Genomic DNA, 22,351 nt, shown 5'->3' with positions numbered 1-22,351 from the left:
CAGCACGGGGCAAGGAGATCACCATGAACTGCGATCAATTGAAGGACACCGCACACCGTTGGGCCATGGCGCTGGAGGAGCTGACACAGAAGTCAACGATCTCCGACGACGATGTCCGCGCACTCTTCCGCGAGGACAGCTACTGGCGAGACCTCCTCGCCTTCACCTGGAACTTGCACACCGCGGAGGGCATCCCGGCGATCACCCAGATGCTGCAGGCAACCAGAGAAGCGAGCGCTTTGAGCAACATCCACATCACAGAGGTGGCTGACGAAGGCAGCGACATGATCGGCACCCAGGTCACCCGAGTCCACTTCACCTGCGATTCCGCGGATTTCCACTGCAAGGGCATCGCCCGCCTCGCCGACGGCAAAGCGTGGACCGTCATGACCTCCGCCCGCGAACTGAAGGATTTCCCGGAGCCGTCCCGCCACCGCCGCCCGATGGGCGCAGAGCACGGCCCGCAGAAAGATCCGAAGAACTGGGCCGATAAGCGCGCGGAGCGCCGCCGCACCCTGGGCTACTCGGAGCAGCCCTACGTCCTGATCATCGGCGGCGGCCAGGGTGGCATCGCCCTGGCCGCGCGGTTGAAACGCCAGGGCGTGCCTACACTGGTCGTCGACAAGGCTGAACGCCCGGGTGACCAGTGGCGCAGCCGCTACCACTCCCTGTGCCTGCACGATCCGGTCTGGTACGACCACATGCCCTACCTGCCGTTCCCAGATGACTGGCCGGTGTTCACCCCGAAGGACAAGATGGGTGACTGGCTTGAGCACTACGTGGGGATCATGGACCTGGACTACTGGACCAACGCGGAGTGCAAGGGCGCAACCTTCAACGAAGCCTCAGGTACATGGACGGTCGTCGTGAACCGAGACGGCGAGGACGTCACGCTGGAACCCACGCAGCTGGTGCTGGCCACGGGCATGTCCGGCGTGCCGAACCGCCCGTACATGGAGGGGCAGGAAAACTTCAGGGGTGAGATCCGCCATTCCTCCGAACACCCCGGCGGTGGCGGGGATGCCGGCAAGAATGTGATCGTGCTGGGTGCCAACAATTCCGCCCACGACATCTGCGCGGACCTGTATGACCATGGCGCGAAGCCGGTCATGATCCAGCGCTCCTCCACCCACATCGTCCAATCTGATTCCCTGATGCGGGAGGTCTTCGGCCCGCTGTACTCCGAGGACGCGGTGGACGCCGGGCTCGACGTGGATAGCGCTGACTTACTGTTTGCGTCGTGGCCGTACAAAATTTTGCCCGACGCCCACCGGCCCATCTTCGACAGAATCCAGGAAGCGGACAAGGATTTCTATGACCAGCTGAGGAAGGCTGGCTTTCTCCTGGACTTCGGCGATGACGGGTCAGGGTTGTTCTTGAAGTATGTGCGCCGCGGTTCGGGATACTACATCAACGTGGGCGCTTCGGAGCTGGTGGCGAACGGATCCATTCCCGTGAAGTCCGGTGTGACGATTAAAGAAGTGAGGGAGCACTCCGTGGTCTTAACGGATGGTACGGAGCTTCCGGCGGATGTGATTGTGCAGGCCACGGGCTATGGTTCGATGAATGGGTGGGCGGAGATGCTGATCTCCAAGGAGGTTGCCGATCAGGTGGGTCGCTGCTGGGGCCTCGGGTCGGACACGGCGAAGGATCCCGGTCCGTGGGAAGGGGAGCTGCGCAATATGTGGAAGCCCACCCAGGTGGAGAACCTGTGGTTCCATGGCGGCAATCTGCACCAGTCACGTCACTACTCGCGGTACCTGGCGCTGCAGTTGAAGGCGCGGTACGAAGGTCTGGACACCCCGGTCTACGAGCTCGCCGAGGTGCACCACACGGGCTAGCGGCGCTCGCTGGATCCCACGGCGCCTGGCTCAGGGATCGTGACGGAGTCCTGCTCCTGTGCAGCATCGGGACGGGCTGCGCCGTGATCTGCCGCGCCAGAATCCCCAGCGTCGTGATCTGCAGAGCCCAGTTCACCGTCCGCGCCAGCGTCGTGTCGTCCTTCACCGCGCCCTGCACCGTGCCCCTCGCCGGCACGGCCAGCGCTAGCGCTACCGTCACCACCGCGCACCGTACCGTCGGCAGCGCCCCTGGCCTCGTTCAAGGACCGGGCCAACTCCGCCATGCTGACGTCGTTGCCCTGCATGACAACCTTGAGCCCCTCGTCGGTCACGCGGGCGTCGGACATACGGAGATGATCGCCAAGGTTTCCGGCCTCCTCGGCCTGTTGCGCGATCTGCTCACCGATGGCGTCCACGATGGCGCTGGGCAGGCTGAAGCCCAGGAACTTCACGTCTGTGGTGTCCATCGTGATGCGGCCGTCCTCCACGCGGGGGCGCAGCACCAGGTCGGCCAGCCCGCCGCCGAGCTGGAACGTGAGGGTCTGGTTCGCCTCATCGGTGGTGATGTCCGTGACCCGCAGCGCCTGCTGCACCAGCCCCTCCAGGCCCTCGTCCTGCTGCTGCTCCTGCTTGGACTCGGCCATGGTTTGCTGCGCCTGCGCCAGCATCGCCTCGGCCGGCAGCACGGTCTCTACCTCCAGGCTGCCCAGGATCATGTCCTCCTGGGAGGACCCATTCAGCGCAATGTCCGTGGCGTGAATCGTGGTCGCGGGATCGCCGGCGACCACCGGACGCGACTTATCGTTGTTCTCGTAGCTGACCTGCAGCGACGACGGGATTTCCATATCCAGCTGCGGGATCCTCCCGCCCAGCAGGCCCAGCACCACAGACCGGCTGCCCATCGTCACACTGGGATCCGCCTGCATCTGCACGCGGGACGCCGCGGCCTGCTCCTTGAGCGTGTCCTCAATGTTGTCCTTGATGTACCAGCGCAGCCCGAACTCCGCGAACAACCCCAGAATAAGGATGACGGCCACCAGGCCGCCCAGAATTTTCCACACAAGGCCGGTCTTCTTCCGGGTGCCCGCCGAACGTCCTGTCATGTTTGCTGTACTCACGTGATCTAGTGTTCCCCATAGCCGTCCCTGTCTGCAACCATGTTCCACGGGAGCGTGATTGTGTTGTCTTGAATTCGACGCCGGGCTTGCAGTGTCCGCAGCCCACCCTCATCTCCGCTCTCACTCAGGAAGGTGTCCAGGGCCTGCCTCCAGCGGGTGCGCGGGCCGAAGACGGCGAGGGGCGCGGCGCGTTCCCAGGCGTCGTCCATGGCGGTAAGGATGTCGTGGATTCGGTGACCGGGCGTGTTGTTGTGGATCAGTGCTTTGGGCAGGCGTTCGGCGATGTCGCTGGGTGTGTGGACGTCGAACGGGTCCCAGGCCATGGTGAGGGTGCGGGGGCCGTCCTGGTCGAGGAGTACCCAGCAGCTGCGGCGGCCGATTTCATCGCAGGTGCCTTCGATGATCAGGCCGCCGGGGCGCAGGCGGGAGCGCATGGTGTCCCAGGCGGCGTAGACCTGGTCGACGTCGTATTGGCGCAGGACATTGAAAGCGCGGATCAGGTCGGCGCGCATGCCGGCCAGCTCGAAACCGCCGAGGGCGAAGGTCACCCCGTCGCGGGGCGGGAGGACCCGGGAGGGCTCGATCTCCAGGCCCGTGACCTGCACAGGGTGGTGCTCGCTGGGGTGGACGGTGCGGAGGAAGCGCGCCCACTCGCAGGTGGTGGTGTGGGAGGCGCCGTAGCCCACATCCACCGCGACGGGGCTGCGCTGCTCGTGGATGATGGCGCGCTGGAATTGCCGGCGCAACAGCGGGTGGGAGGCAATCCAGCGGTCGGATTTCCGCAGGCGGTTAAAGCCGGTGGTGCCGCGGGTGGGTATGCCGATGGGCCCGTCCGATGTCCACGAACGGGCCTTAAGATTATGCGCGTGATCGGCCATGGCAGCCGATGTTACTGGCCGAGGTTACTGGTTGTCAGCCAGCCACTTTTCGATGCAGGCTGCCTCGCTGGCGAGGAAGTCCTCCAGCCACTCGGCGACCTTCGGCTCCAGCACTGGGCCCATCATCGGGATCTTCACATCCACGGCGGAATCCGCGACGAGCGTGGTGGTGTCCCCCTCGCCGGTCAGCTTCACCTCGGAAGAGAAGGACACGGGCGCGCCCTTGACCTCAGCGGTAACCTCACCGGTGATGGTGTTGTCCGCCAACGGTCCGAAGCTCGCAACACGCTTGAGCTTCAGGTCCTGGGAGACGAAGCCGCGCACGGCCTCGGGAAGGGCGGCCTTGGGAAGAAGTTCGTACAGTTCCACCTTGGTGGGGTCTTCGGTGAAGGTGTGAACCTGGCCTGGCTCGTCACCGATGTTTTCTACCTCGTAGGTCCAGTATGCGTTGGAGGTCAGGGCTTCGTGAACTTTTTCGATAGGAAAGTTGATCGTTGCGGTGTTCTCGCTGTGAGTAGTCATGTCAACAGACTACCCTGATACCCGTGACTGATTCGGATTTTTCCCCAGAAACTGTGTCCACATCTGAGACTGCAGCTGAGTCCACTTCTGCGACCGCACCTGCGACCACATCCGTGCCCGAGCGTGCCGAGCAGTTCGCGCAGACCGTGCCCGGCGCTCATAGTGTGGGCCGCACCTTCGCGGAGCTGACCACCCTGCGCATCGGCGGCGCCCCCGCCGCCGTGATCGCCTGCGCCACCGCGGAGGCTCTGCACCAGGTGGTGGCCTGGGCCGATCAGGAGGAGATCCCAAACATTGTGGTCGGCGGAGGCTCCAACCTTGTGGTGGGCGAGGGGCCCGGGGTACAAGACCTGCTGGTCATTTGGGCGCACGCCGGAGCTGCGGGAGCCCAGGTGTCGGAGGAAGATCAGGACGCGGAGATTCAGGGCGAGTCCGACATCTCCGTGGATACGTCCACGGGCGTGGTGCGCGCCTTCGCCGGAGTGGTGCTGGATGAGCTGGTGGAGGTGACCGTGGCGGCGGGGCTTGGCGGCCTGGAGTGCCTGTCCGGTATCCCCGGGTCCGTCGGCGCCACCCCGGTGCAGAACGTGGGGGCGTACGGCGCGGAGGTGTCCCAGACGCTGCGGCGGGTGCAGCTGTACGAGCGCTCGACCGGCCGTTGGGAGTGGGTGGATCCGGAGTCCCTGGACCTGGACTATCGCTACTCCAACCTGAAGTTCACGAATCGCGCCGTGGTGACCGCCGTGGAGTTCCAGCTGAGCACCGACGGCCTGAGCGCGCCGCTGCGGTTCGGCGAGCTGGCCCGGCGCCTGGGTGTTACGCCCGAGGAGGGGCATGGCGTGCGCCGTCCCGTGGCGGAGGTGCGTGAGGCCGTGCTGGCGTTGCGCGCCGGCAAGGGCATGGTGCTGGACGAGGCCGATCACGACACCTGGTCCGCCGGGTCCTTTTTCACCAATCCCATTGTGGTGGGCCGGGACGCCCGGGATGCGGTGGTTGCCGCTGTGCGTACCCGTTGTTCCGACGCCGAAGCGGACTCCATGCCGCTGTACCCCGCAGGCCACAGCGCGGAAGGGGAAGAGCGTTTTAAGTTCTCTGCCGCCTGGCTGATTGAACGCGCCGGGTTTTCTAAGGGATGGCACGTGCCGGGCAATGACAGGGCGTCCTTGTCTACGAAGCACACGCTGGCTCTGACGAACCGGGGTGGTGCGAGCAGCGAGGATGTTGTTGAGCTGGCTCGGGCTGTCCGCGACGGGGTGCGAGAGGCCTTCGGTGTGGTGCTGGAGCCGGAGCCCATCTGGTTGGGCGCTACGCTGTGATGGCTGAGAGGACTGGAGGTTCTGAGCAGTCTGCGGGGTCTGAGCGCTGCGTGCGTTCGGAACGGCCGGCGCATGCGGGGCGGTCTGTGCGCGAGGAAAAGCGCCGAGCGACCCACGCCGCCCTCCAGGACCACGCCACCCGGCTGGTCCTGGAGCGAGGCTTCGACGCCGTCACGGTCGAAGACATCTGCACCGCCGTGGGCATCTCCCCGCGCACCTTCTTCAATTACTTCCCCAGCAAAGAAGTGGCCGTGTTGGGGCCGGAGCCGGAACTCCCCGGAGAAGCAAGTGTTGAGTGGTTCGACGGAACCCGTGCTGAGGTGGCTGCCGAGCCGTCTCTGGTGTATCGCGTACTCGCGTTGATGTTTAGGCTCGTGACCAGCGAGTTGCGCAGCGATCAGTACCGGCCAGAGATCACCCGGCGGCGCCGGGTGATCCGGGAAGAAAACCCCGCCCTGGCGAGGAGCTTTTTCGCGAAGTTCCATGCGCTGCACGAGGACGTGGAGCAGCACCTGGCGGAGTTTTTGCACCAGCGGCCGGAGTGCCGCCGCCTGAGCGAACAGCAGTGTAGTTCTAGCCGGGAGGCTGGCGTGATCGTGGCGATGGTGTCCGCGGCCTTGAACACGGGCTTCAAGCAGTGGCAGCAGGCCGAGCCCACGAACCCTGCGGTGGCTTTTGAATACTGCCGGCAGACTCTGGAGGCGATGACGCTCATCGCCTCCACGAGTACCGGGGGCGCGGGGACGCCTTAGTTATCCCACCTGTTCGAAGTCCACCTTGTCCCGCACGCCACAGTCGGGGCAGAACCAGTCATCGGGCACGTTGTCCCACGGCGTGCCCGGGGGGAAGCCTTCGGTGTAGTCGCCTCGGTCTTCGTCATACTGATAGTCGCAACACGTGCACTTGTGGATAGCCATGGTGTTCCTCTCTTCTGTTGTGTGACTTCTCTTCTTCTGTTGTTCTGTCGTGTGTTGTTCTGTCGTGGTGTTTCTCTGGAGCGTCCTCAGGTGCTCCCGTGACAGTGGTCTGCGCTGTGCTGCCGCGCGGCGCGTGCTTTAGCGCGCGGCGGCCGTGCCTCTCATCCGAGTGCGCTGCTGAGGCCGCGGGATGATGTACGTGGACGGCTGACCAGGGCCTCGGACCACACCGGCGATGCCGGGAATGAGGAAGAACAAACTGATCACCAGAGTCCAGGGAATGATCGTGGCCAGCCCACCAACGCCCACGAAGCCCAGCACCGCCAGAAGCAATAGCCCCAGCCCCACCGCCGTGCCGGCCGACGCCAGCGCGTAGTGCTGCCGGGCGCGAGCCCGCCGCTGCTCAACCGTCTCGGTGTGGATACTCTCCGCGTGGGCACTCTCCGCGTGCGCTTTCTCAGACATGGGATTCCCCTTCGTCCGCCGTGTGCCAGCGAGCCGCCAAAGCGTCGCGCTTCCGTGGCAGCACATTCGCCCGCCGGATGTCCCCGCCGTAGTGCTTCATGAGTCGTCGGTTCATGACGGCAAACCACAGCGGAGGAATGGACGCAAGAAAGATCATCGTTGCGTAGCCGGCTGGTAATTCGGGCGCTTTGGCGTCGGATCTCAAGGATTGATAACGGCGCGTGGGATTGGCATGGTGATCCGAGTGGCGCTGCAGCTGGTACAGGAAGATATTGGTGGTCAGGTTATCCGAGTTCCAGGAATGCTCCGGCGAGCAGCGCTCGTAACGGCCATCCGGCTGCAGCTGACGCAGCAGCCCATAATGCTCCAGGTAGTTCACGAACTCCAGAAGGGCAATGCCGATGACAGCTTGGATGAGCATCCACGGCAGGATCGTCCACCCAAACGCCAGGAACAGTCCGCCCCACACAACCACCGTCACCAGCCAGGCGTTGAGCACCTCGTTAGAGATGTGGAAGGAAGGCTTACCCTTGCGGGCCAGGCGCTTGCGCTCGATGCCCCACGCGCGCGGAATCTGCTGAGGGATGGAACGCACCAGGTAGGTGTACACGTTTTCCCCCATGCGTGAGCTCACCGGATCCTCCGGCGTGGCGACCTTCACGTGGTGGCCCTTGTTGTGTTCGATATAGAAATGCCCATAGGCAGGAATCGCCAGGGTGATCTTGCCCATCCAGCGCTCGAAGGAACCCTTCTTGTGGCCCAACTCGTGCGCGGCAACGATGCCGATTCCCGACGTCATGCCCATCGACCAGGCCAAGCCCAACTTATCCCACAGGGTCAAGTCCCCGCTGGTCCAGAGGTAGCAGCACGCCACGATGGAGGCCAGCATGATGGGGAAGTACAAGTACGTGATGATGCGGTAGAACTTCGTCTCCTCCAGCCAGGGGACGAACTCCTCCGGAACGTTCTCGCCATCGCGGCCCAGGATGAGATCCGCCAGAGGGATCAGGATGAACACGGAGATGGGGCCGGCCCACCAGGTGGCGTGGACCAGCCACTGGGGCCCGTTCAGTGCTTGGAGCCACTCAACGATTCCCCAGGCAATGAGGGGAATGGCCGCCGGGATCAGGCTGAACGCCCAGGAGTACTTCTTGGAATCCTTCCAGCCCTGGGGCCTGGACTCGGGCGCTGAGGCCGCAGCGCTGCCCGCCCGGGCTGACGTGGGTGTTGGGTGTGTTGTGGTCATAATCCCTCCAGTGGTTGTAGCCGGGCCGCAGCTGCCTGACCGCAGCAACCTGCGTGCTGCGGCCGGGCGGCGTCGGGCTGACGGAGCCCGCCGTTACAGCATGGTCTGCACCAGGTCCTTCACCTCGCGGCGTCGGATCTTTCCGATCAGGTCGGCCGGCATTTCGTCGATGATGAAGAAGCGGCGCGGCACCTTGTAGCGGGTCAGACCCTCGCGGCAGTATTCCTTCATGGCTTCGTGGTCGAAGCTGGATTCGGGCACCCCGTCGCGCAGGACAATCGCTGCCACCACTTCCTCGGAGCCATCCTTCTGAGGCAGGCCAACCACGCCAGCCTTCACGATGTCCTGGTGCTCCTCCAGGTACTCCTCCACCTCAGCCGGGTAGACGTTAAAGCCTCCGGTGATGATCATTTCCTTGATGCGGGACACGATCCGGATGAAGCCGTCGGGCTCCATGACCGCCATGTCGCCGGTGCAGAACCAGTCCTCGAAGAACGGCTGGTCCTCGTCGGGGATGTTGATGTAGCCCTTGAAGACCTGCGGGCCGCGAACCAGAAGCTCGCCGGCCTCGCCATCGGGCATGGTGCGGCTGAAGTCCTCCGGGTCCGCCACACGCAGCTCCGTGTCTGGGAATGGAATACCGATGTGACCGGCGCGGCGGTCCGGGGTGATGGGGTTGGCCACGATGATCGGCGCCGTTTCCGTCAGGCCGTAGCCCTCGATGATCTTTCCGCCGGTCTTCTTCTCCCACGCCTCCGTGGTGTGCACGGGCAGAGGAGCAGCACCGGACAGGGCGTTGTTGATGCCCTTGAGGTCCAGGTTGTGGCTGTCCGCGGCCTCCAGGATCTTGTCGTACAGCGTAGGAACGCCCGGCATGTAGGTAGGAGTTTCCTTCTTCAGCTGATCCACGATCAGCGGAACCTCCGGCTTCGGCAGCAGAACCAGCTTGCCGCCGGTCGCCACGCCCAAAGCCGTGGTGAGCGTCAGGCCGTAGACGTGGAACATCGGCAACGCCGCCAGGTAGCGCTCCTGGCCGCCCTTGCCCAGGTCCTTCACCCACGCCAAGCCCTGCGTCACGTTGCACATGATGTTGCCGTGGGACAGCAGAGCACCCTTCGGCTTGCCGGTGGTTCCAGAGGTGAACAGAATCAGTGCCGGATCGTTCGGACCCAAGTCCGGGTGAATCTCAATGTCCTTGCCGTTGCCGCCCATCTTGTCGGAGCTCACAGCACTGAAAGGAATGGTTCCCGGCGCCGGTGCATGCAGCAGCTCCCGCTTCTCCTTAATGGACTTCAGCGGCAGCTTCAGGGCGAACTGCTTGATCTTCGGCATCGCCTCGATCATGTTGACGGAGATGATCGTCTCCAGCGGAGTCTTACCCACCAGGGACTGCGCCAACGGCGCCACCTTATCCCAGGCGATGCAGACCTTCGCGCCGTGATCGTTGAACGGCCCTTCCAGCTCACGCGCCGTGTACAGCGGGTTGTGCTCGGCGACGGTGGCGCCCAGCGTCAGGATCGCGAAGTAGGCGATGATGTGCTGCGGGCAGTTCGGCAGAATCACGGCCACGCGGTCGCCCTTCTTCACACCCAAGTGCCGCAGGCCCGCCGCGAAAGCATTGACCTGCTCCTGCAGCTCAGCGTAGGAGGTGGACGCACCGAAGAACTCCAACGCCGTGTTCTGTCCGTTCTTGCGCACAGAATCCTTCAGCATGTGCGCCAGCGTGTCCTCGGAGTATTCCAAGGTGTGCGGAGTCCACGGCGCGTAGTACTTCAGGTACGGCTTCTCCTTCCACGCCGTACCTTCCGGGGCTGGTCCATTGGTTGCGTTGGCTTCGTTGCCTGCTGGCACGCCATTGTGTGGGGTGTCTTCGGCGGTCGTCATCACGTATTCCTTTTAATGTTTCGACTGAGCTGTCTTAGCTGTCTGGGCTGGCTGTGAGTTATCTCGGTTGTTATCTCGATCGTGGAGATTGTGGAGATTGTGACCAGGATAACGTTTGCCACTCAAGTATTCAGCAGAACAAAGAAGTTTCATACTAAAAAACTGTTCACCCCTCACACACAGCACCCCCGCTGAAGACCGCTGAAGGCCCCGCCGCCCGCGTACACTAGCCGATATGCGCGTTGCGATGATCTCGATGCACACCTCCCCCTTGGAACAAGCGGGCAGCGGCGATGCCGGCGGAATGAATGTTTATATAAGAAATACGGCTGTGCAGCTCGCGAGGCTCGGCGTCGACGTAGATATATTTACCCGAGCAACCCGCCCACTCCAAGGCGAAATTGTGGACGTTGAGCACGGCGTACGCGTCATCAATTGCGTGGCCGGGCCCTACGAAGGACTAGCGAAGGAGGCACTGCCCACGCAGCTGGCGGCGTTCACCGGAAGCGTGCTGGCGTTCGTGCGTCACCATGGCATCACCTACGACCTGCTGCACTCCCACTACTGGCTGTCCGGGCAGGTCGCCTGGCTCCTCCGCGACCTCTGGAACGTCCCCTGGGCGCACACGTCCCACACGCTCGCGGCCGTGAAAAATAACTCGCTCGCCGAAGGTGACTCGCGCGAACCCGAATCCCGCATGATCTGCGAACAACAAATCGTGGACAATGCGGATCTTCTGATTGTTAATACCGACGCCGAAGCGCGCGACCTCACAGTCTCCTACGACGCCGAAGGCGCCAACATCCACGTGGTCGCGCCGGGCGCCGACGTGGAACACTTCACGCCCGGATCCGACCGGGCCACGGAACGCTGGCGCCGAGCGCTGGGCATCTCCTTCCGCGCGAAGGTGATCGGGTTCGTGGGCCGCCTGCAGCGCCTCAAGGGGCCGCACGTGCTGCTGCGCGCCGTGGCGGAGCTCCAGCGGCGGCACCCCGAGCAGCTGCTGAGCGTGATGGTGTGCGGAGGATCGTCCGGCGCTGGGGAGGACAGCCTGGAGTTCCTACAGAACCTGGCCGCCGAACTGGAGATCGCGGGGTGCGTGCGGTTCCTGCCGCCGCGGCCGCCGGAGGAGCTGGTGGCGGTGTACCAAGCGGCGGATGTGATCGCGGTGCCGAGCTATAACGAGTCCTTTGGGCTGGTGGCGCTGGAGGCGCAGGCCTGCGGCACGCCCGTGGTGGCGACGCGTGTGGGAGGGCTGCCGATCGCCGTGGAGGAAGGGAAGTCCGGTGTGTTGGTGGACGGTCACGAGACGGCCGCGTGGGCCGATGCGTTGGAGTCCTTGATCCTGGATGATGAGCGCCGGATTGCGATGGGCGAGTATGCGCCGGAGCATGCGGCGAAGTTCTGCTGGTCGGCGACGGCTGCGCGGTTGAAGGATCTGTATGAGCAGTTGCCGCCGCAGGGGTGTGGTGGGCCGCGGCAGCCTGCGGGATAAACTCTGTACAAATTGTTCGATCAAAACGCCAGATTTGGGCCCAAATCTGGCGTTTTGATCGAACATTTTGGGAGGGGTGCGCCAGCGCGTACCCCTGGCTTTTCCTTCACGTGGCAGCGCCACCTCATATAACGTGGAAGCTATGGATCGACAAGGAATCTGTGACCTCTTAGATACAGCAGAGGTTGAATACCAGGACGCGGGCGACAACGTTGTAGTGGTGCTACCAGGCGAGAAGCGCTTGAAAACCAACTGCATCTTCATCCCTCAAGAAGGCATGTTCCGAGTAGAAGCCTTCGTCTGCCGCCGCGTGGAGGAAGCCCAGGAAGAGGTGTACAAGCTCCTCCTGCACGCCAACCGCAAGAGCTTCGGTGTGCACTACACCCTGGACCGCAACGATGACATCTACTTGGTGGGGCAATTCCCGGACTCCACCACGGCCGACGATGTGCAAAGAATCCTGGGCCAGGTGCTCGAGCGCGCGGATCAGGACTTCAACCGGATCCTGGAGCGCGGCTTCGAATCCTCCATCAAGCACGAGTGGGCCTGGCGCTTGTCCCGCGGGGAACCAACGTTCAACTTGGCGGCATTTGCGCACCTCAAGCCGGATGAGGCGGAGGTTGCCTTGCTGTCCCCACCGCCGGATTCTGACCTGCCGGAGACCGCACATCAGGCAGCTGACCCCCAAACGGGGCAGGAAACAAACAAGGAATCAGAGCAGTAGGTGGCACAATAGACATTATGACCGAAAACACCAGCTCCGAAAACAGCTCTAATAGCTTTAATAACTCTGACAACAATGGAACCCTGATCCTCCTCCGCCACGGCCAGAGTGAATGGAACGCCTCCAACCAGTTCACTGGTTGGGTGGATGTCGCTCTGACGGACAAGGGCCGTGAGGAGGCGAAGCGCGGCGGCGAGCTGCTGAAGGAAGCAGGCTTGGAGCCTACTGTGTTGTACACCTCGTTGCTGCGTCGTGCGATCACCACGGCAGCTCTGGCGCTGGATGCGGCTGACCGTCACTGGATCCCCGTGATCCGCGATTGGCGTTTGAACGAGCGCCACTACGGTGCGCTCCAGGGCCTGAACAAGGCGGAGACGAAGGACAAGTACGGCGAGGACCAGTTCATGAGCTGGCGCCGCAGCTACGACACCCCACCGCCAGAGATCGAGCTGGACAACGAGTACGCCCAGACCAATGATCCTCGCTACAGCGACCTGCCTGAGGTTCCTCGCACCGAGTGCCTGTTGGACGTGGTGAAGCGTTTCATTCCTTATTACGAGGAGGAGATCGAGCCGCGCCTGAAGCGGGGCGAGACTGTGCTGGTTGCTGCGCATGGTAACTCTCTGCGCGCGCTGGTGAAGCACTTGGACAAGATTTCCGATGAGGACATCGCTGCCCTGAACATCCCTACCGGCATTCCGCTGGTGTACACCATCGGCCAGGATGGTTCGGTGTTGAATCCGGGTGGCCAGTACCTCGATCCGGAGGCTGCGGCCGCTGGTGCTGCTGCTGTCGCTGCTCAGGGCGAGGCCAAGTAGCCCCGACGCCGCCGCGCCCCGTCCCATCCTCTCCGCGCCCGAACTTCCGCACTGCGTCGCCCACCCGTCCTAGTGCTCTCGCACCGCCACCCCAAGCTCTGTGCGTGCCAGCGTGTACATTGAACTCCTATGAGTGAACTTGGACTAGCGGTGCTGTGCGGCGTGGCCGCGGGTGTGCTGGTCACTGTGGTGGCTGTGCTCCTGTATCGCCTGCGCGTGCGGGAGTTGCGCCATCGCAAAACGCAGGCGGACCTGGAGGACAACAAGGTTTCCACGGTGTCCCAGGTGTTGTATTTTGCGGTGCAGTCGTCGCCGGATGCGGTGGTTGTGGTGGATAAGCGCCGTAGTGTGGTGCTGTCGAATCCGCGTGCGCATGAGCTGGGTTTGGTTAAGGAGCGCATGGTTCATCCCGAGGTGTGGGAGATCGTGGAGCAGGTGCTGGTGGATCAGGTGTCTCGTGAGATGACGGTGAAGCCGGTGGTTCAGCGTGGCGCCCGCCCGGTGATGGAGGTTGCGGGTCATGTGCAGTTGTTGACGCTGACGGATGATCGTTATGTTGTGGTGTATGCCTCGGATGTGTCGGAGCAGATCCGCATGGAGTCGGCTCGGCGTGATTTTGTGGCGAATGTGTCGCATGAGCTGAAGACTCCCGTGGGGGCGATTTCTTTGCTGGTGGAGACGATGATGTCAGTGAAGGATGATCCGGAGTCTGTGGAGTATTTCGGGGGGAAGCTCACGAAGGAGGTTTCGCGCATGAGTACGATGATCACGGAGCTGATTTCGCTGTCGAAGTTGCAGGGTGCGGAGTCTCTGCCTGATCCGCAGATTCTGGATATTGATTCTATTGTCGACGCCGCCGTGGAGCGCTGCCGTCTCGCCGCTGAGACGGCGGGAATTGAGATTGTCACGGATGCGGGGTTGGGTGTGCCTGTCCGAGGGGACAGGAATTTGCTGGTTACTGCGTTGAGTAATTTGGTGACGAATGCGATTAACTATTCGCCGCAGGGTAGTTCGGTGTCTATTTCTCGGCGGGTGGATGCTGGTGCGGTGAAGTTGAGCGTGACGGATCGTGGGATTGGCATTGCGCCGGAGGATCACGAGCGTGTGTTTGAGCGGTTTTTCCGGGTGGATAAGGGGAGGTCTCGGGATACGGGTGGCACGGGCCTGGGCTTGGCGATTGTGAAGCATGTGATGGTGAACCATGGTGGGTCGGTGAGTTTGTGGTCGAGGCCGGGGACTGGGTCGACGTTTGCGTTGGAGTTGCCGGTGTATGACGAGGCTCAGCAGAAGGCGGCGGGTGGCTATGTATCGTCGTTGTCGTTGAGCACGGGGACTGACGATGATGACGATGATGAGGCACTGAACTAGTTGATGGAGTGCTGAGCCAGCGCACGGGGTTGGGCTACTCCGCGGTGGGATCATCCGACCCTGAACTAGAGGTAGCGCGAACTGGCCGTGTACCCTTGGGCTTTAGTGCTGTCGATCCAGAGAGGTTTTCCGCTGTGACCAGTGTTCTTATTGTCGAAGACGAGGAATCATTGGCGGAACCATTGGCGTTCTTGCTGAAAAAAGAGGGCTTCGAGGTGTTTATCGCCGGTGATGGCCCCACTGCCTTGGAGATGTTCGAGGCTAACCATGTGGACATTGTGCTTCTGGACCTCATGCTGCCGGGGATGTCTGGCACGGAGGTCTGCCGGACGCTCCGGCAGACCTCCAGCGTGCCGGTCATTATGGTGACCGCGCGGGATAGCGAGATCGACAAGGTTGTTGGTTTGGAGTTGGGCGCGGACGACTATGTCACCAAGCCGTACTTTGCCCGGGAGCTGATCGCTCGTATCCGCGCTGTGTTGCGTCGGGGAGGGGATAACGAGATCCCGGCCGAGGACGCGGACGACGGCCTGGTGTTCCGCGAGGGGCGCGTGGTGTTGGATGTTGAGCGGCATATCGTGACCGTGGATGGGCAGCGGGTCCAGCTGCCGCTGAAGGAGTTCGATCTGCTGGAGTACCTGATGCGCAATAGCGGCCGGGTGTTGACGCGTGGGCAGTTGATTGACCGGGTGTGGGGCGCGGACTATGTGGGCGATACGAAGACGCTGGATGTTCACATCAAGCGTCTGCGCTCCAAGATTGAGGAGGAGCCGTCCCGCCCGCAGATTCTGGTGACGGTGCGCGGGCTGGGCTACAAGTTCGAGGCCTAGGCCTGCGATTCCCGGCGACGCTGCTCCAGCGTCGCCGGATGAATCGCAATCAATGGGAGCCCGCTGGGCGACAGCGCGGCGAGCTTCTCCCGCTGCTCGCAATGCTGCGCCAGCACCTCGTAGGCCGGGGCTCCGATGAGCTCCTCCAACTCCTCCTTGTGCGTGCGCCACAGGGGATCGGCCCCTGCATGGCAGGTGGGGTCAGTGGTGCAGTACCAGTCGAAGTCCTCGCCGCCGTTGCCCCAACCCCGGCGGTTGTATTCGGTGATGGTGGTGCGCAGCTGCTCCACGCCGTCGGGACGAACCTCCCACTCTTCAAGCCGGCGCAGGGGAAGCTGCCAGCACACCTCCGGCTTGGAGTCCACGATGGACAGCCCGTGCTTGAGGGCATAGGCGTGCAGCGCGCAGCCGGTTCCCGCGGGGAAGCCCGCGCGGTTGGCGAAGATGCACGCGCCGTCGACGACCACGGTCTTGAGCGCGGGTTCCATCTCGCCCTCATCGTTTTCCAGCTCGTCCCACTCCAGCCACGGCTCCACGCGTCCCTGCTCGAGGCGCTCCTGCTCGCCGCTCCCGCGAACGCCCGCGTCTGCGTCTGTGCTCGCGCCTGCCCCTTCGCGGCCTGTGGCGTGCCCGGCAGGATCGCCCGCTTGCTCGTGACAACGTCCCCAATGCTGCCAATCCTCAGGCCCCAAACGCTCCGCCATCTCACGCAGACGAGAACGGTCATCCTCGTCCGTCAGAAACGCCCCATGTCCGCAACAGCCGACGTCGCGCGCGCCGGCGTCGATTCCAAGACAGGATTCAGTGCCAAAGCGGCAACGATACGACGACAGCAACCACGTCAGATCCAGAGAAATAATGTGCTCAGGATCAGCGGGGTCCAGAAACTCCAACCACTCCCGGGGATAATCAGCAGGAAGCTCCCGGCCAGATTGCACTGACAAGTCCGCGGGTGTGCCCTCGGGGTAACCCGATGCGATGTGTGTACTCACAAGCACCCACCGTATCGGTTAATCTTAAGCAGTGCGATTAGGTGTCCTAGATGTCGGAAGTAATACGGTTCACCTCGTGGTGGTTGACGCCCAACGAGGCGGCCCGCCAACCCCCATGAGCAACTGGAAAACCCCCATGCGCCTGGTGGAATACCTGGACACACAGGGCGCCATTAATAAGGAGGGCATCGACCGGCTCACCAAAGGCGTGGCCCTGGCTCGCGAAATGGCGGACCAGTTCCAATGCGAATCCATGTTGGCATTCGCAACCTCCGCGATTCGCAGCGCAGCCAACGGGGAAGCCGTGCTGGATCATGTGGACAAGAAAACCGGCGTGCGGCTGCAGATCCTGTCCGGTGAGGACGAAGCGCGCCTGACCTTCCTGGCGGTGCGCCGATGGTTCGGCTGGTCGGCAGGCCGCATCTGCGACCTGGACATCGGTGGCGGATCCCTAGAAATCTCCGTGGGAGATAACGAAAACCCAGACATCGCGTGCAGCGTGAACCTCGGCGCGGGCCGCCTGACCCGCGACTGGTTCGAAACGGACCCGCCGAGCAAAAAAGCCATCGCCGACCTGCGGGAATACATCGACGAAACGCTCAAAGAGCCGGTGAAACAGATCAAGGAATACGGCGAGATCGACCTGGCCGTGGGAACCTCCAAAACCTTCAAAATGCTGGCGCGCCTGACGGGTGCGGCGCCGTCCTCCGCGGGCCTTCGGGTGGAGCGACGGCTGACCCAGGCCGGCCTGAGGCAGCTGATCGCCTTCATCTCCCGAATGACCGCCGCCGACAGGGCCGAGCTGGAGGGCGTGAATGTGGACCGCTCCTACCAGATCGTGGCCGGCGCGCTGGTCGCGGAGGCAACCATGCGCCACCTGGACATCGATACGCTGAAGAACTGCCCGTGGGCGTTACGCGAGGGTGTGATCTTTGCGCACACAGATGTGGAGAAGGCGCCGTGGAGTTATTGGACGCATTAGGGCTGTAAGTGTGCGCTGCGAAGCGGTCACACGGCCTGGCGCGATAGGCTAATTTAGGCTGTAATAACTTTTAGAGTAACTTCTGTGTCACATCCGGGTGCGTTCGGCAATTATCGGCCTGGTGGATCTCAGAGTAATATGCACTCTTAAAGTGCCATGTGACGTAGGCGTTTTAAGCTGATGGGAAACGTGAATGAGTGAGAAGCTAACCGTTGCAGAACTGCTGGCCCGCCATGGGCGCAGCGGTTCTTCCGACAGTTCTCGTCCGCATCGTCGTCGCAGCCTGTCCGAGGGCGGTGTGAGCGTTGCGGAGCTGACGGGATCCATCCCCGTCGTGAAGGATGAGCACATCCGCGCTGCTCAGGCGCTGGACAGAGATTCGGTGAACGTGACCGAGCCGGAGATCCTTGAGGCTGAGCTGGTCGATGCTGAGGAGACGGAGGCTGAGGTACGTACTGTGACCGACGCCGACCAGGTCGCCGCCGAACCCATCGACGTGGAGCTTGCTGGGGATGATCCCATCGACGCCGAGGTTTCCGACCCGGAGGCCCACGCCGAAGAATCCGGCGCGGCTGTTGCTGCGGCCGCTGCGCCTGCTGCTGAGTCTGCGGCGCCTGCTGAAAAGCCAAGCGCTGAAGAAGCTGAGGCAGACCACCTCGATGAGGCAGAGCCCACCGCTGAAGAGGCCCGTGACGTCGAAGAAGCCAACGAGGTCGAGACCGACCGTGCCGAAGGCCCCGTGGAAGGCCCGAAAGAGTTCGAAGAACTCGTCGCCACCCTCTCCGACAACGAGGTCGTGGACTTCGAAGACAACCGCATCTCCTGGCCAGCCATGATCGCCCAGGCTATCGGCGCGGTCGCTGCGGGTGTGCTGATTTTCATCGGCTTCAACCTGCTGTGGGCCAACGTCAGCCCCATCATCGTGCTGGCCTTGGCGCTGATCGCCACCGTCGCCATGGTCGTTGGAGTGCACCTGCTGCTCCGCCACAAGGACAAACTGCTGATGATCCTGGCCCTCATCGTGGGCCTGGTGCTGACTATCGGGCCGCGCCTCATAATCGGCATATAGCTCTCATCATCGCGATATAGCCTCGCGATAAACATCCGCTCACGCCCGGCCCAAGGCCTCCCATACCCCACGCAACACCCGCCCTCCTGCCACCGCAGGAGGGCGGTTTGCGCTGCTCACAGCCTGCAAGGGTGCGAAACACGAGTGAAGCTGGCACTCTGGAGATATGACACGAATTGGAATTATTGGTGGAGGAAACATTGGCGAAGCTCTCATCTCGGGCGTGATCTCGGGAGGCGTGGACGCCAAGCACGTCGTGGTGAGCGACCCCGCCCAGCCGCGACGCGAAGAACTGCGCGAACGCTACGGCGTGGTCGCTACGGACGACGCCACCGAAGTAGCCGAAGAAGCCGACTTTGTGGTGATTGCCGTCAAGCCTGATGTGGTCGGCGTCGTTCTTAAGGACATTGCGGATACGGTGAGCGGCAATTCCGCGGACACGGTCGTGGTATCCGTGGCGGCCGGCGTGTCCATCGGATTCATGGAGTCCCAGCTGGCCGCGGGAACTCCTGTGGTGCGCGTCATGCCGAATACGCCGATGCTGGTGGGCAAGGGTGCCAGCGGCATCGCCGGCGGACGCCACGCGGAGGACACGCACTTGCAGGGCGTGAAGAAGCTCATGGAGAACACCGGCCGCGCGCTGATCGTCAAGGAGAAGGACCTGGATGCCGTGACCGCCGTGTCCGGCTCTGGCCCGGCCTACTTCTTCCTGGTCGTGGAGGCGATGACGGACGCGGGCGTGCAGCTCGGCCTGCCACGCCCAGTTGCGGAGGAGCTGGCCGTGTCCACCGCTGCGGGTTCTGCGGCGATGCTGGAGCGGAACCTGGATGAGGATGATGGGGACGACGCCAACACTCTCCGCACGAAAGTCACCAGCCCTGGCGGCACCACTGCGGCCGCTACTCGGGCGTTGGAGGAGAACGGCCTGCGTAAGGCCTTCTTCCAGGCGATGCAGGCGTGTCGCGATCGTTCCGTGGAGCTGGGGCAGCAGAACAAGGAAGACTAGCGGCGAGGCGGCTGCGCGCGTCCTGAGTCGACCTCTCTGGCGCCGGTTGCCCAGTTGCGTCCTGAGTCGGATCTCCCGGCCGGATGATCGCAGCGCCGGCGCCGCGACCGAGGAGTCCTCTCCCCCAACATGTGGGTATGCTGCCGCTGCTTTCTGTAACACTGTTCACAGCTTTAGCGTGCGATAACATGCGATAACTTGCGTGGCAGCAGTAGTGAAAGGTCTCACACGTCCATTTTTTCCCTCTATTTCACATAAATCACAAGAATCACGTACGATTATGGACGAGCGATTCACGTGCGATGTCGTGCAGGAGGGGAAGCCTGCCGCGCATGAGGGCGCCAAGAAAGTGAAGAAAATATGGCTAATGCTAGTAATGACAATGGAAGCTTCTTGACCGTTGCTGAGGTTGCAGACCTCATGCGCGTGTCCAAGATGACTGTGTACCGCTTGATCCACTCCGAAGAGCTGCCAGCCGTTCAGGTAGGCCGCAACTTCCGTGTGCGCGAGTCCGCAGTGAACGAGTACCTGGGATCTTCGGAATACACTGCAACGAAGACCGGTTAAGCTTCTCAAGCGCCCTGAGCTCCCTGAGCGTTCCTTGAGGAACACTCAGGGAGCTTTGCTGTGCGCGAGCCTCCGCGCGCGAGCGCGCACTGCACGCGGGGCCTGCGCGCTGCCGCGCCGCGGCCGCGGGCCGCGCTGCACGTGGAGCATACTGCCTGCGCGCACCCCGCGCTGCCACGTGTCGGCGTCGGCCGACGAGAAAGTGCCATAGCGTGACACACTTAAGCCCCGGAAGTCTCTGAAATGGCCCACTTTCGAGTGTTTCCGGGGCTTAACTGTGTCATGCCGTTGTACTTCTGCCCCTCAGGGAGCTGCGACGTTGCTGCCAGTGCGTGGTGCGTACGGTGCGCGCGGCGCGTGCCCGGGCTGGCTACACAGCGCGTGGAACAGCGCGCGAAGCGCGCCCCGCTTTGGTGACGGGATGGGGGACGCGCTAAACTATTGACCATTCGTGTCGGTCCGCCCCACTTTTGTCAGACTGGCACCGTGTCCGCCCGCCGGAAGGTCAGGCTGGGCGTGAACAAGATATGACCATCGATATGAAGCGAGGTTCCCACAATGGGTTCTGTTATTAAGAAGCGCCGCAAGCGTATGTCCAAGAAGAAGCACCGTAAGATGCTGCGCCGTACCCGCGTTCAGCGTCGTAAGTTGGGCAAGTAAGCCTTCGCACCCACAAATTGCTCGGTCATATCGCCATTTTTCCCTCGGAAAATGGCGATATGACCGAGCATTTTGCTTTGAGGGGTGGGTTCCTGGGTGTTTTGAGTCCGAACATTCCGGGTGCAACCTGAGTTAGACTAGCTCGAACACTGACGACCACTTGCCCCGTCCTCGGTATGCGGCCGCCCAGCGCCAAGCCTGAGCCCGGCACACACCAGTGCCGCCCGGCGCCAGCCGCCCGCCATCCACAGCCGGGGTCACGACCGGGAGAATGACGCATGAACACTCCATTGGGCCTCACTGTGATGGGGCTGGTTATCATCCTGAGCACGGTCACCCTGCTCATCCGCGGCAAGGTGAACCCCATCGTGCCGATGACTCTGGTGCCGATCGCAGGCGCCCTGATCTGCGGATTCGGCCCGGAGGACATCGCGGATTTCTTTTCCTCCGGCCTGGGCTCCGTCATCAACGTGGTGGTGATGTTCATCTTCGCCATCATTTTCTTCGGGATTCTCCAGGACGTGGGCCTGTTCGTGCCGGTCATCCGCGCGCTGATCACCGCCACGCGCGGCAAGGTCCTCCTCGTGACCCTCGGCACCGCCGCGATCGGCATCGTGGCCCATCTCGATGGCTCGGGTTCCACCACGTTCCTGCTCACCATCCCCGCACTCCTGCCTCTCTATCAGGCTTTGGGCATGTCGCGGTATGTGCTGCTTACTATTGTGGCGTTGGCGGCGTCGGTGATGAATATGGTGCCGTGGGGTGGCCCGCTGGGCCGCGCGGGTGCGGTGGTTGCGCAGGAGCCGAATCAGATCTGGTTGCATATTTTGCCGATGCAGGCGCTTGCGGTGGTCCTGGTGTTCCTCGTGGCTGCCTGGTTGGGCTGGACTGAACAACGACGCCTAGCCGGCCTTCGCGCCTCCGGCCAATTCCATGGCCCGGCTACCGTGGATGTGCGGACGGTGGCTGCTGATTTCGCGGCGTCGCATGAGAAGGATGTCCAGGACAAGGGCTATTCTTATCGTTCTGCCCGGTGGGTGACCATCACGAACGTGCTTTTGGTGCTCGTGACTCTGGTGGTGTTGTTGGCGGACATCCTCCCGCCTGCGCCGGCGTTCCTGATCGCCACGACGATCGCCATGATCGTGAATTTCCCGACTGCCGATGAGCAATCCAATGCCCTCCGACGCCACGCGCCGAACGCCTTGGCCATGGCAGGTGTGATCCTGGCTGCTGCGATGTTCCTGGGGGTGTTGAATGAGTCGGGGATGTTGGAGGAGATCGCGCTGGCGTTGGTGAGGGTTCTTCCTGAGTCCGTGGGGCCGTATCTCCATGTGATTGTGGGGCTGTTGGGCGTGCCGTTGGATATGCTGACCTCCACGGATGCCTACTACTTCTCGGTGTTGCCGATTGTTCAGGAGACTGTGGGCACGTTCGGGGTGAGCGGCATGGGAGCCGCGGCGGCGTTGATTATCGGCAATGTGATTGGCACGTTTGTGTCGCCGTTTTCTCCGGCCCTGTGGCTGGCTCTGGGTTTGGCTCAGGGGCAGATGGGAAAGTACTTGAAGGTGGCGTTCCCACTGGCGTGGGCGTTCTCTGCGGTGTTGGTGCTGATTTCTTTCGGGGTGGGAATCCTACACTAGCGCCGTGTGG

Annotated in this window: 22 protein-coding genes; 14 read left to right on the top strand and 8 right to left on the bottom strand. The window is 62.8% G+C overall.

Annotation, left to right across the window (positions count from 1 at the left end):
- Positions 1 to 65 precede the first annotated feature (65 nt).
- Entirely contained in the window at positions 66 to 1,841 is a 1,776-nt protein-coding gene (locus IAU67_RS08980; protein ID WP_225723521.1) for an FAD-dependent oxidoreductase, read from the top strand.
- Here IAU67_RS08980 and IAU67_RS08975 read toward each other — a convergent pair.
- The 3 genes from IAU67_RS08975 to IAU67_RS08965 are packed head-to-tail and all read right to left on the bottom strand — an operon-like array spanning position 1,838 to position 4,359.
- On the bottom strand, positions 1,838 to 2,959 hold the full coding sequence (locus tag IAU67_RS08975) for an LmeA family phospholipid-binding protein (protein ID WP_151842308.1): 1,122 nt from the start codon (positions 2,957 to 2,959) through the stop codon (positions 1,838 to 1,840). The genes IAU67_RS08980 and IAU67_RS08975 overlap by 4 nt on opposite strands.
- Before the next feature lie 5 nt (positions 2,960 to 2,964).
- Positions 2,965 to 3,837 (bottom strand): class I SAM-dependent methyltransferase, encoded by an 873-nt coding sequence (locus tag IAU67_RS08970; RefSeq protein WP_151842307.1) that lies wholly within the window; start codon positions 3,835 to 3,837, stop codon positions 2,965 to 2,967.
- Positions 3,838 to 3,861: 24 nt separating this feature from the next.
- A complete protein-coding gene (locus IAU67_RS08965; RefSeq protein WP_151842306.1) occupies positions 3,862 to 4,359 on the bottom strand; it encodes a DUF2505 domain-containing protein in 498 nt (165 codons plus the stop codon).
- Positions 4,360 to 4,382: 23 nt separating this feature from the next.
- Here IAU67_RS08965 and IAU67_RS08960 point away from each other — a divergent pair, with 23 nt between their 5' ends.
- Positions 4,383 to 5,675, top strand: a complete 1,293-nt coding sequence (locus tag IAU67_RS08960) for a UDP-N-acetylmuramate dehydrogenase (protein WP_151842305.1) — start codon at positions 4,383 to 4,385, stop codon at positions 5,673 to 5,675.
- Positions 5,675 to 6,427: a TetR/AcrR family transcriptional regulator gene (locus IAU67_RS08955; RefSeq protein WP_151842304.1), complete on the top strand. Its 753-nt coding sequence runs from the start codon at positions 5,675 to 5,677 to the stop codon at positions 6,425 to 6,427. The genes IAU67_RS08960 and IAU67_RS08955 overlap by 1 nt, the downstream gene beginning before the upstream one ends.
- Here the strand turns inward: IAU67_RS08955 and IAU67_RS08950 are convergent, their stop codons facing one another.
- The 4 genes from IAU67_RS08950 to IAU67_RS08935 form a co-directional block, all read right to left on the bottom strand.
- A complete protein-coding gene (locus IAU67_RS08950) occupies positions 6,428 to 6,592 on the bottom strand; it encodes a rubredoxin (protein WP_151842303.1) in 165 nt (54 codons plus the stop codon).
- A gap of 138 nt (positions 6,593 to 6,730) precedes the next feature.
- Positions 6,731 to 7,057, bottom strand: coding sequence for a hypothetical protein (locus tag IAU67_RS08945; RefSeq protein ID WP_225723496.1), 327 nt, complete (start codon positions 7,055 to 7,057; stop codon positions 6,731 to 6,733).
- Positions 7,050 to 8,303, bottom strand: a complete 1,254-nt coding sequence (locus tag IAU67_RS08940) for an alkane 1-monooxygenase (RefSeq protein ID WP_151842302.1) — start codon at positions 8,301 to 8,303, stop codon at positions 7,050 to 7,052. Before IAU67_RS08940 ends, IAU67_RS08945 begins: the two co-directional genes overlap by 8 nt.
- A 93-nt stretch (positions 8,304 to 8,396) precedes the next feature.
- Complete coding sequence (locus IAU67_RS08935; protein ID WP_151842301.1) at positions 8,397 to 10,187, bottom strand: long-chain-fatty-acid--CoA ligase; 1,791 nt, start codon at positions 10,185 to 10,187, stop codon at positions 8,397 to 8,399.
- A gap of 235 nt (positions 10,188 to 10,422) precedes the next feature.
- Here IAU67_RS08935 and mshA point away from each other — a divergent pair, with 235 nt between their 5' ends.
- From mshA to IAU67_RS08910, 5 genes are all read left to right on the top strand, one after another.
- Positions 10,423 to 11,682 (top strand): D-inositol-3-phosphate glycosyltransferase, encoded by a 1,260-nt coding sequence (gene mshA, locus IAU67_RS08930; protein ID WP_151842300.1) that lies wholly within the window; start codon positions 10,423 to 10,425, stop codon positions 11,680 to 11,682.
- A 142-nt stretch (positions 11,683 to 11,824) separates the two neighbouring features.
- The gene (locus tag IAU67_RS08925; protein ID WP_151842299.1) at positions 11,825 to 12,406 is read left to right on the top strand and encodes a type III secretion system chaperone family protein; all 582 of its coding nucleotides are present in this window, start codon (positions 11,825 to 11,827) and stop codon (positions 12,404 to 12,406) included.
- A 17-nt stretch (positions 12,407 to 12,423) separates the two neighbouring features.
- Positions 12,424 to 13,224, top strand: coding sequence for a phosphoglyceromutase (locus IAU67_RS08920; protein ID WP_151842298.1), 801 nt, complete (start codon positions 12,424 to 12,426; stop codon positions 13,222 to 13,224).
- Between the two features lie 129 nt (positions 13,225 to 13,353).
- A complete protein-coding gene (locus IAU67_RS08915) occupies positions 13,354 to 14,592 on the top strand; it encodes a sensor histidine kinase (protein ID WP_151842297.1) in 1,239 nt (412 codons plus the stop codon).
- Positions 14,593 to 14,726: 134 nt separating this feature from the next.
- Complete coding sequence (locus IAU67_RS08910) at positions 14,727 to 15,422, top strand: response regulator transcription factor (RefSeq protein ID WP_151842296.1); 696 nt, start codon at positions 14,727 to 14,729, stop codon at positions 15,420 to 15,422.
- Here the strand turns inward: IAU67_RS08910 and IAU67_RS08905 are convergent.
- Positions 15,419 to 16,414 carry a DUF3109 family protein gene (locus tag IAU67_RS08905; RefSeq protein ID WP_225723495.1) on the bottom strand — a complete coding sequence of 332 codons (996 nt, stop codon included), beginning with the start codon at positions 16,412 to 16,414 and terminating at the stop codon, positions 15,419 to 15,421. The genes IAU67_RS08910 and IAU67_RS08905 overlap by 4 nt on opposite strands.
- Before the next feature lie 31 nt (positions 16,415 to 16,445).
- On the opposite strand from IAU67_RS08905, the gene IAU67_RS08900 reads away from it, so the two are divergent.
- From IAU67_RS08900 to IAU67_RS08875, 6 genes are all read left to right on the top strand, one after another.
- Positions 16,446 to 17,396 (top strand): Ppx/GppA family phosphatase, encoded by a 951-nt coding sequence (locus IAU67_RS08900; RefSeq protein ID WP_151842294.1) that lies wholly within the window; start codon positions 16,446 to 16,448, stop codon positions 17,394 to 17,396.
- Between the two features lie 193 nt (positions 17,397 to 17,589).
- Positions 17,590 to 18,465, top strand: a complete 876-nt coding sequence (locus tag IAU67_RS08895; protein ID WP_151842293.1) for a ribonuclease E domain-containing protein — start codon at positions 17,590 to 17,592, stop codon at positions 18,463 to 18,465.
- Between the two features lie 166 nt (positions 18,466 to 18,631).
- Complete coding sequence (gene proC / locus IAU67_RS08890) at positions 18,632 to 19,471, top strand: pyrroline-5-carboxylate reductase (RefSeq protein WP_151842292.1); 840 nt, start codon at positions 18,632 to 18,634, stop codon at positions 19,469 to 19,471.
- Between the two features lie 360 nt (positions 19,472 to 19,831).
- Positions 19,832 to 20,038, top strand: a complete 207-nt coding sequence (locus IAU67_RS08885) for a helix-turn-helix domain-containing protein (RefSeq protein WP_151842291.1) — start codon at positions 19,832 to 19,834, stop codon at positions 20,036 to 20,038.
- A 558-nt stretch (positions 20,039 to 20,596) separates the two neighbouring features.
- Positions 20,597 to 20,698: a 30S ribosomal protein bS22 gene (locus IAU67_RS08880; protein WP_003855542.1), complete on the top strand. Its 102-nt coding sequence runs from the start codon at positions 20,597 to 20,599 to the stop codon at positions 20,696 to 20,698.
- A gap of 278 nt (positions 20,699 to 20,976) precedes the next feature.
- Positions 20,977 to 22,341, top strand: coding sequence for a CitMHS family transporter (locus IAU67_RS08875; RefSeq protein ID WP_151842290.1), 1,365 nt, complete (start codon positions 20,977 to 20,979; stop codon positions 22,339 to 22,341).
- Positions 22,342 to 22,351 lie beyond the last annotated feature (10 nt).

It is taken from the genome of Corynebacterium zhongnanshanii (assembly GCF_014490575.1).
Lineage (GTDB): Bacteria > Actinomycetota > Actinomycetes > Mycobacteriales > Mycobacteriaceae > Corynebacterium > Corynebacterium zhongnanshanii.
The sequence above is the reverse complement of the archived record's forward strand: the minus strand, read 5'-3'. Positions and strand labels throughout refer to the sequence as shown.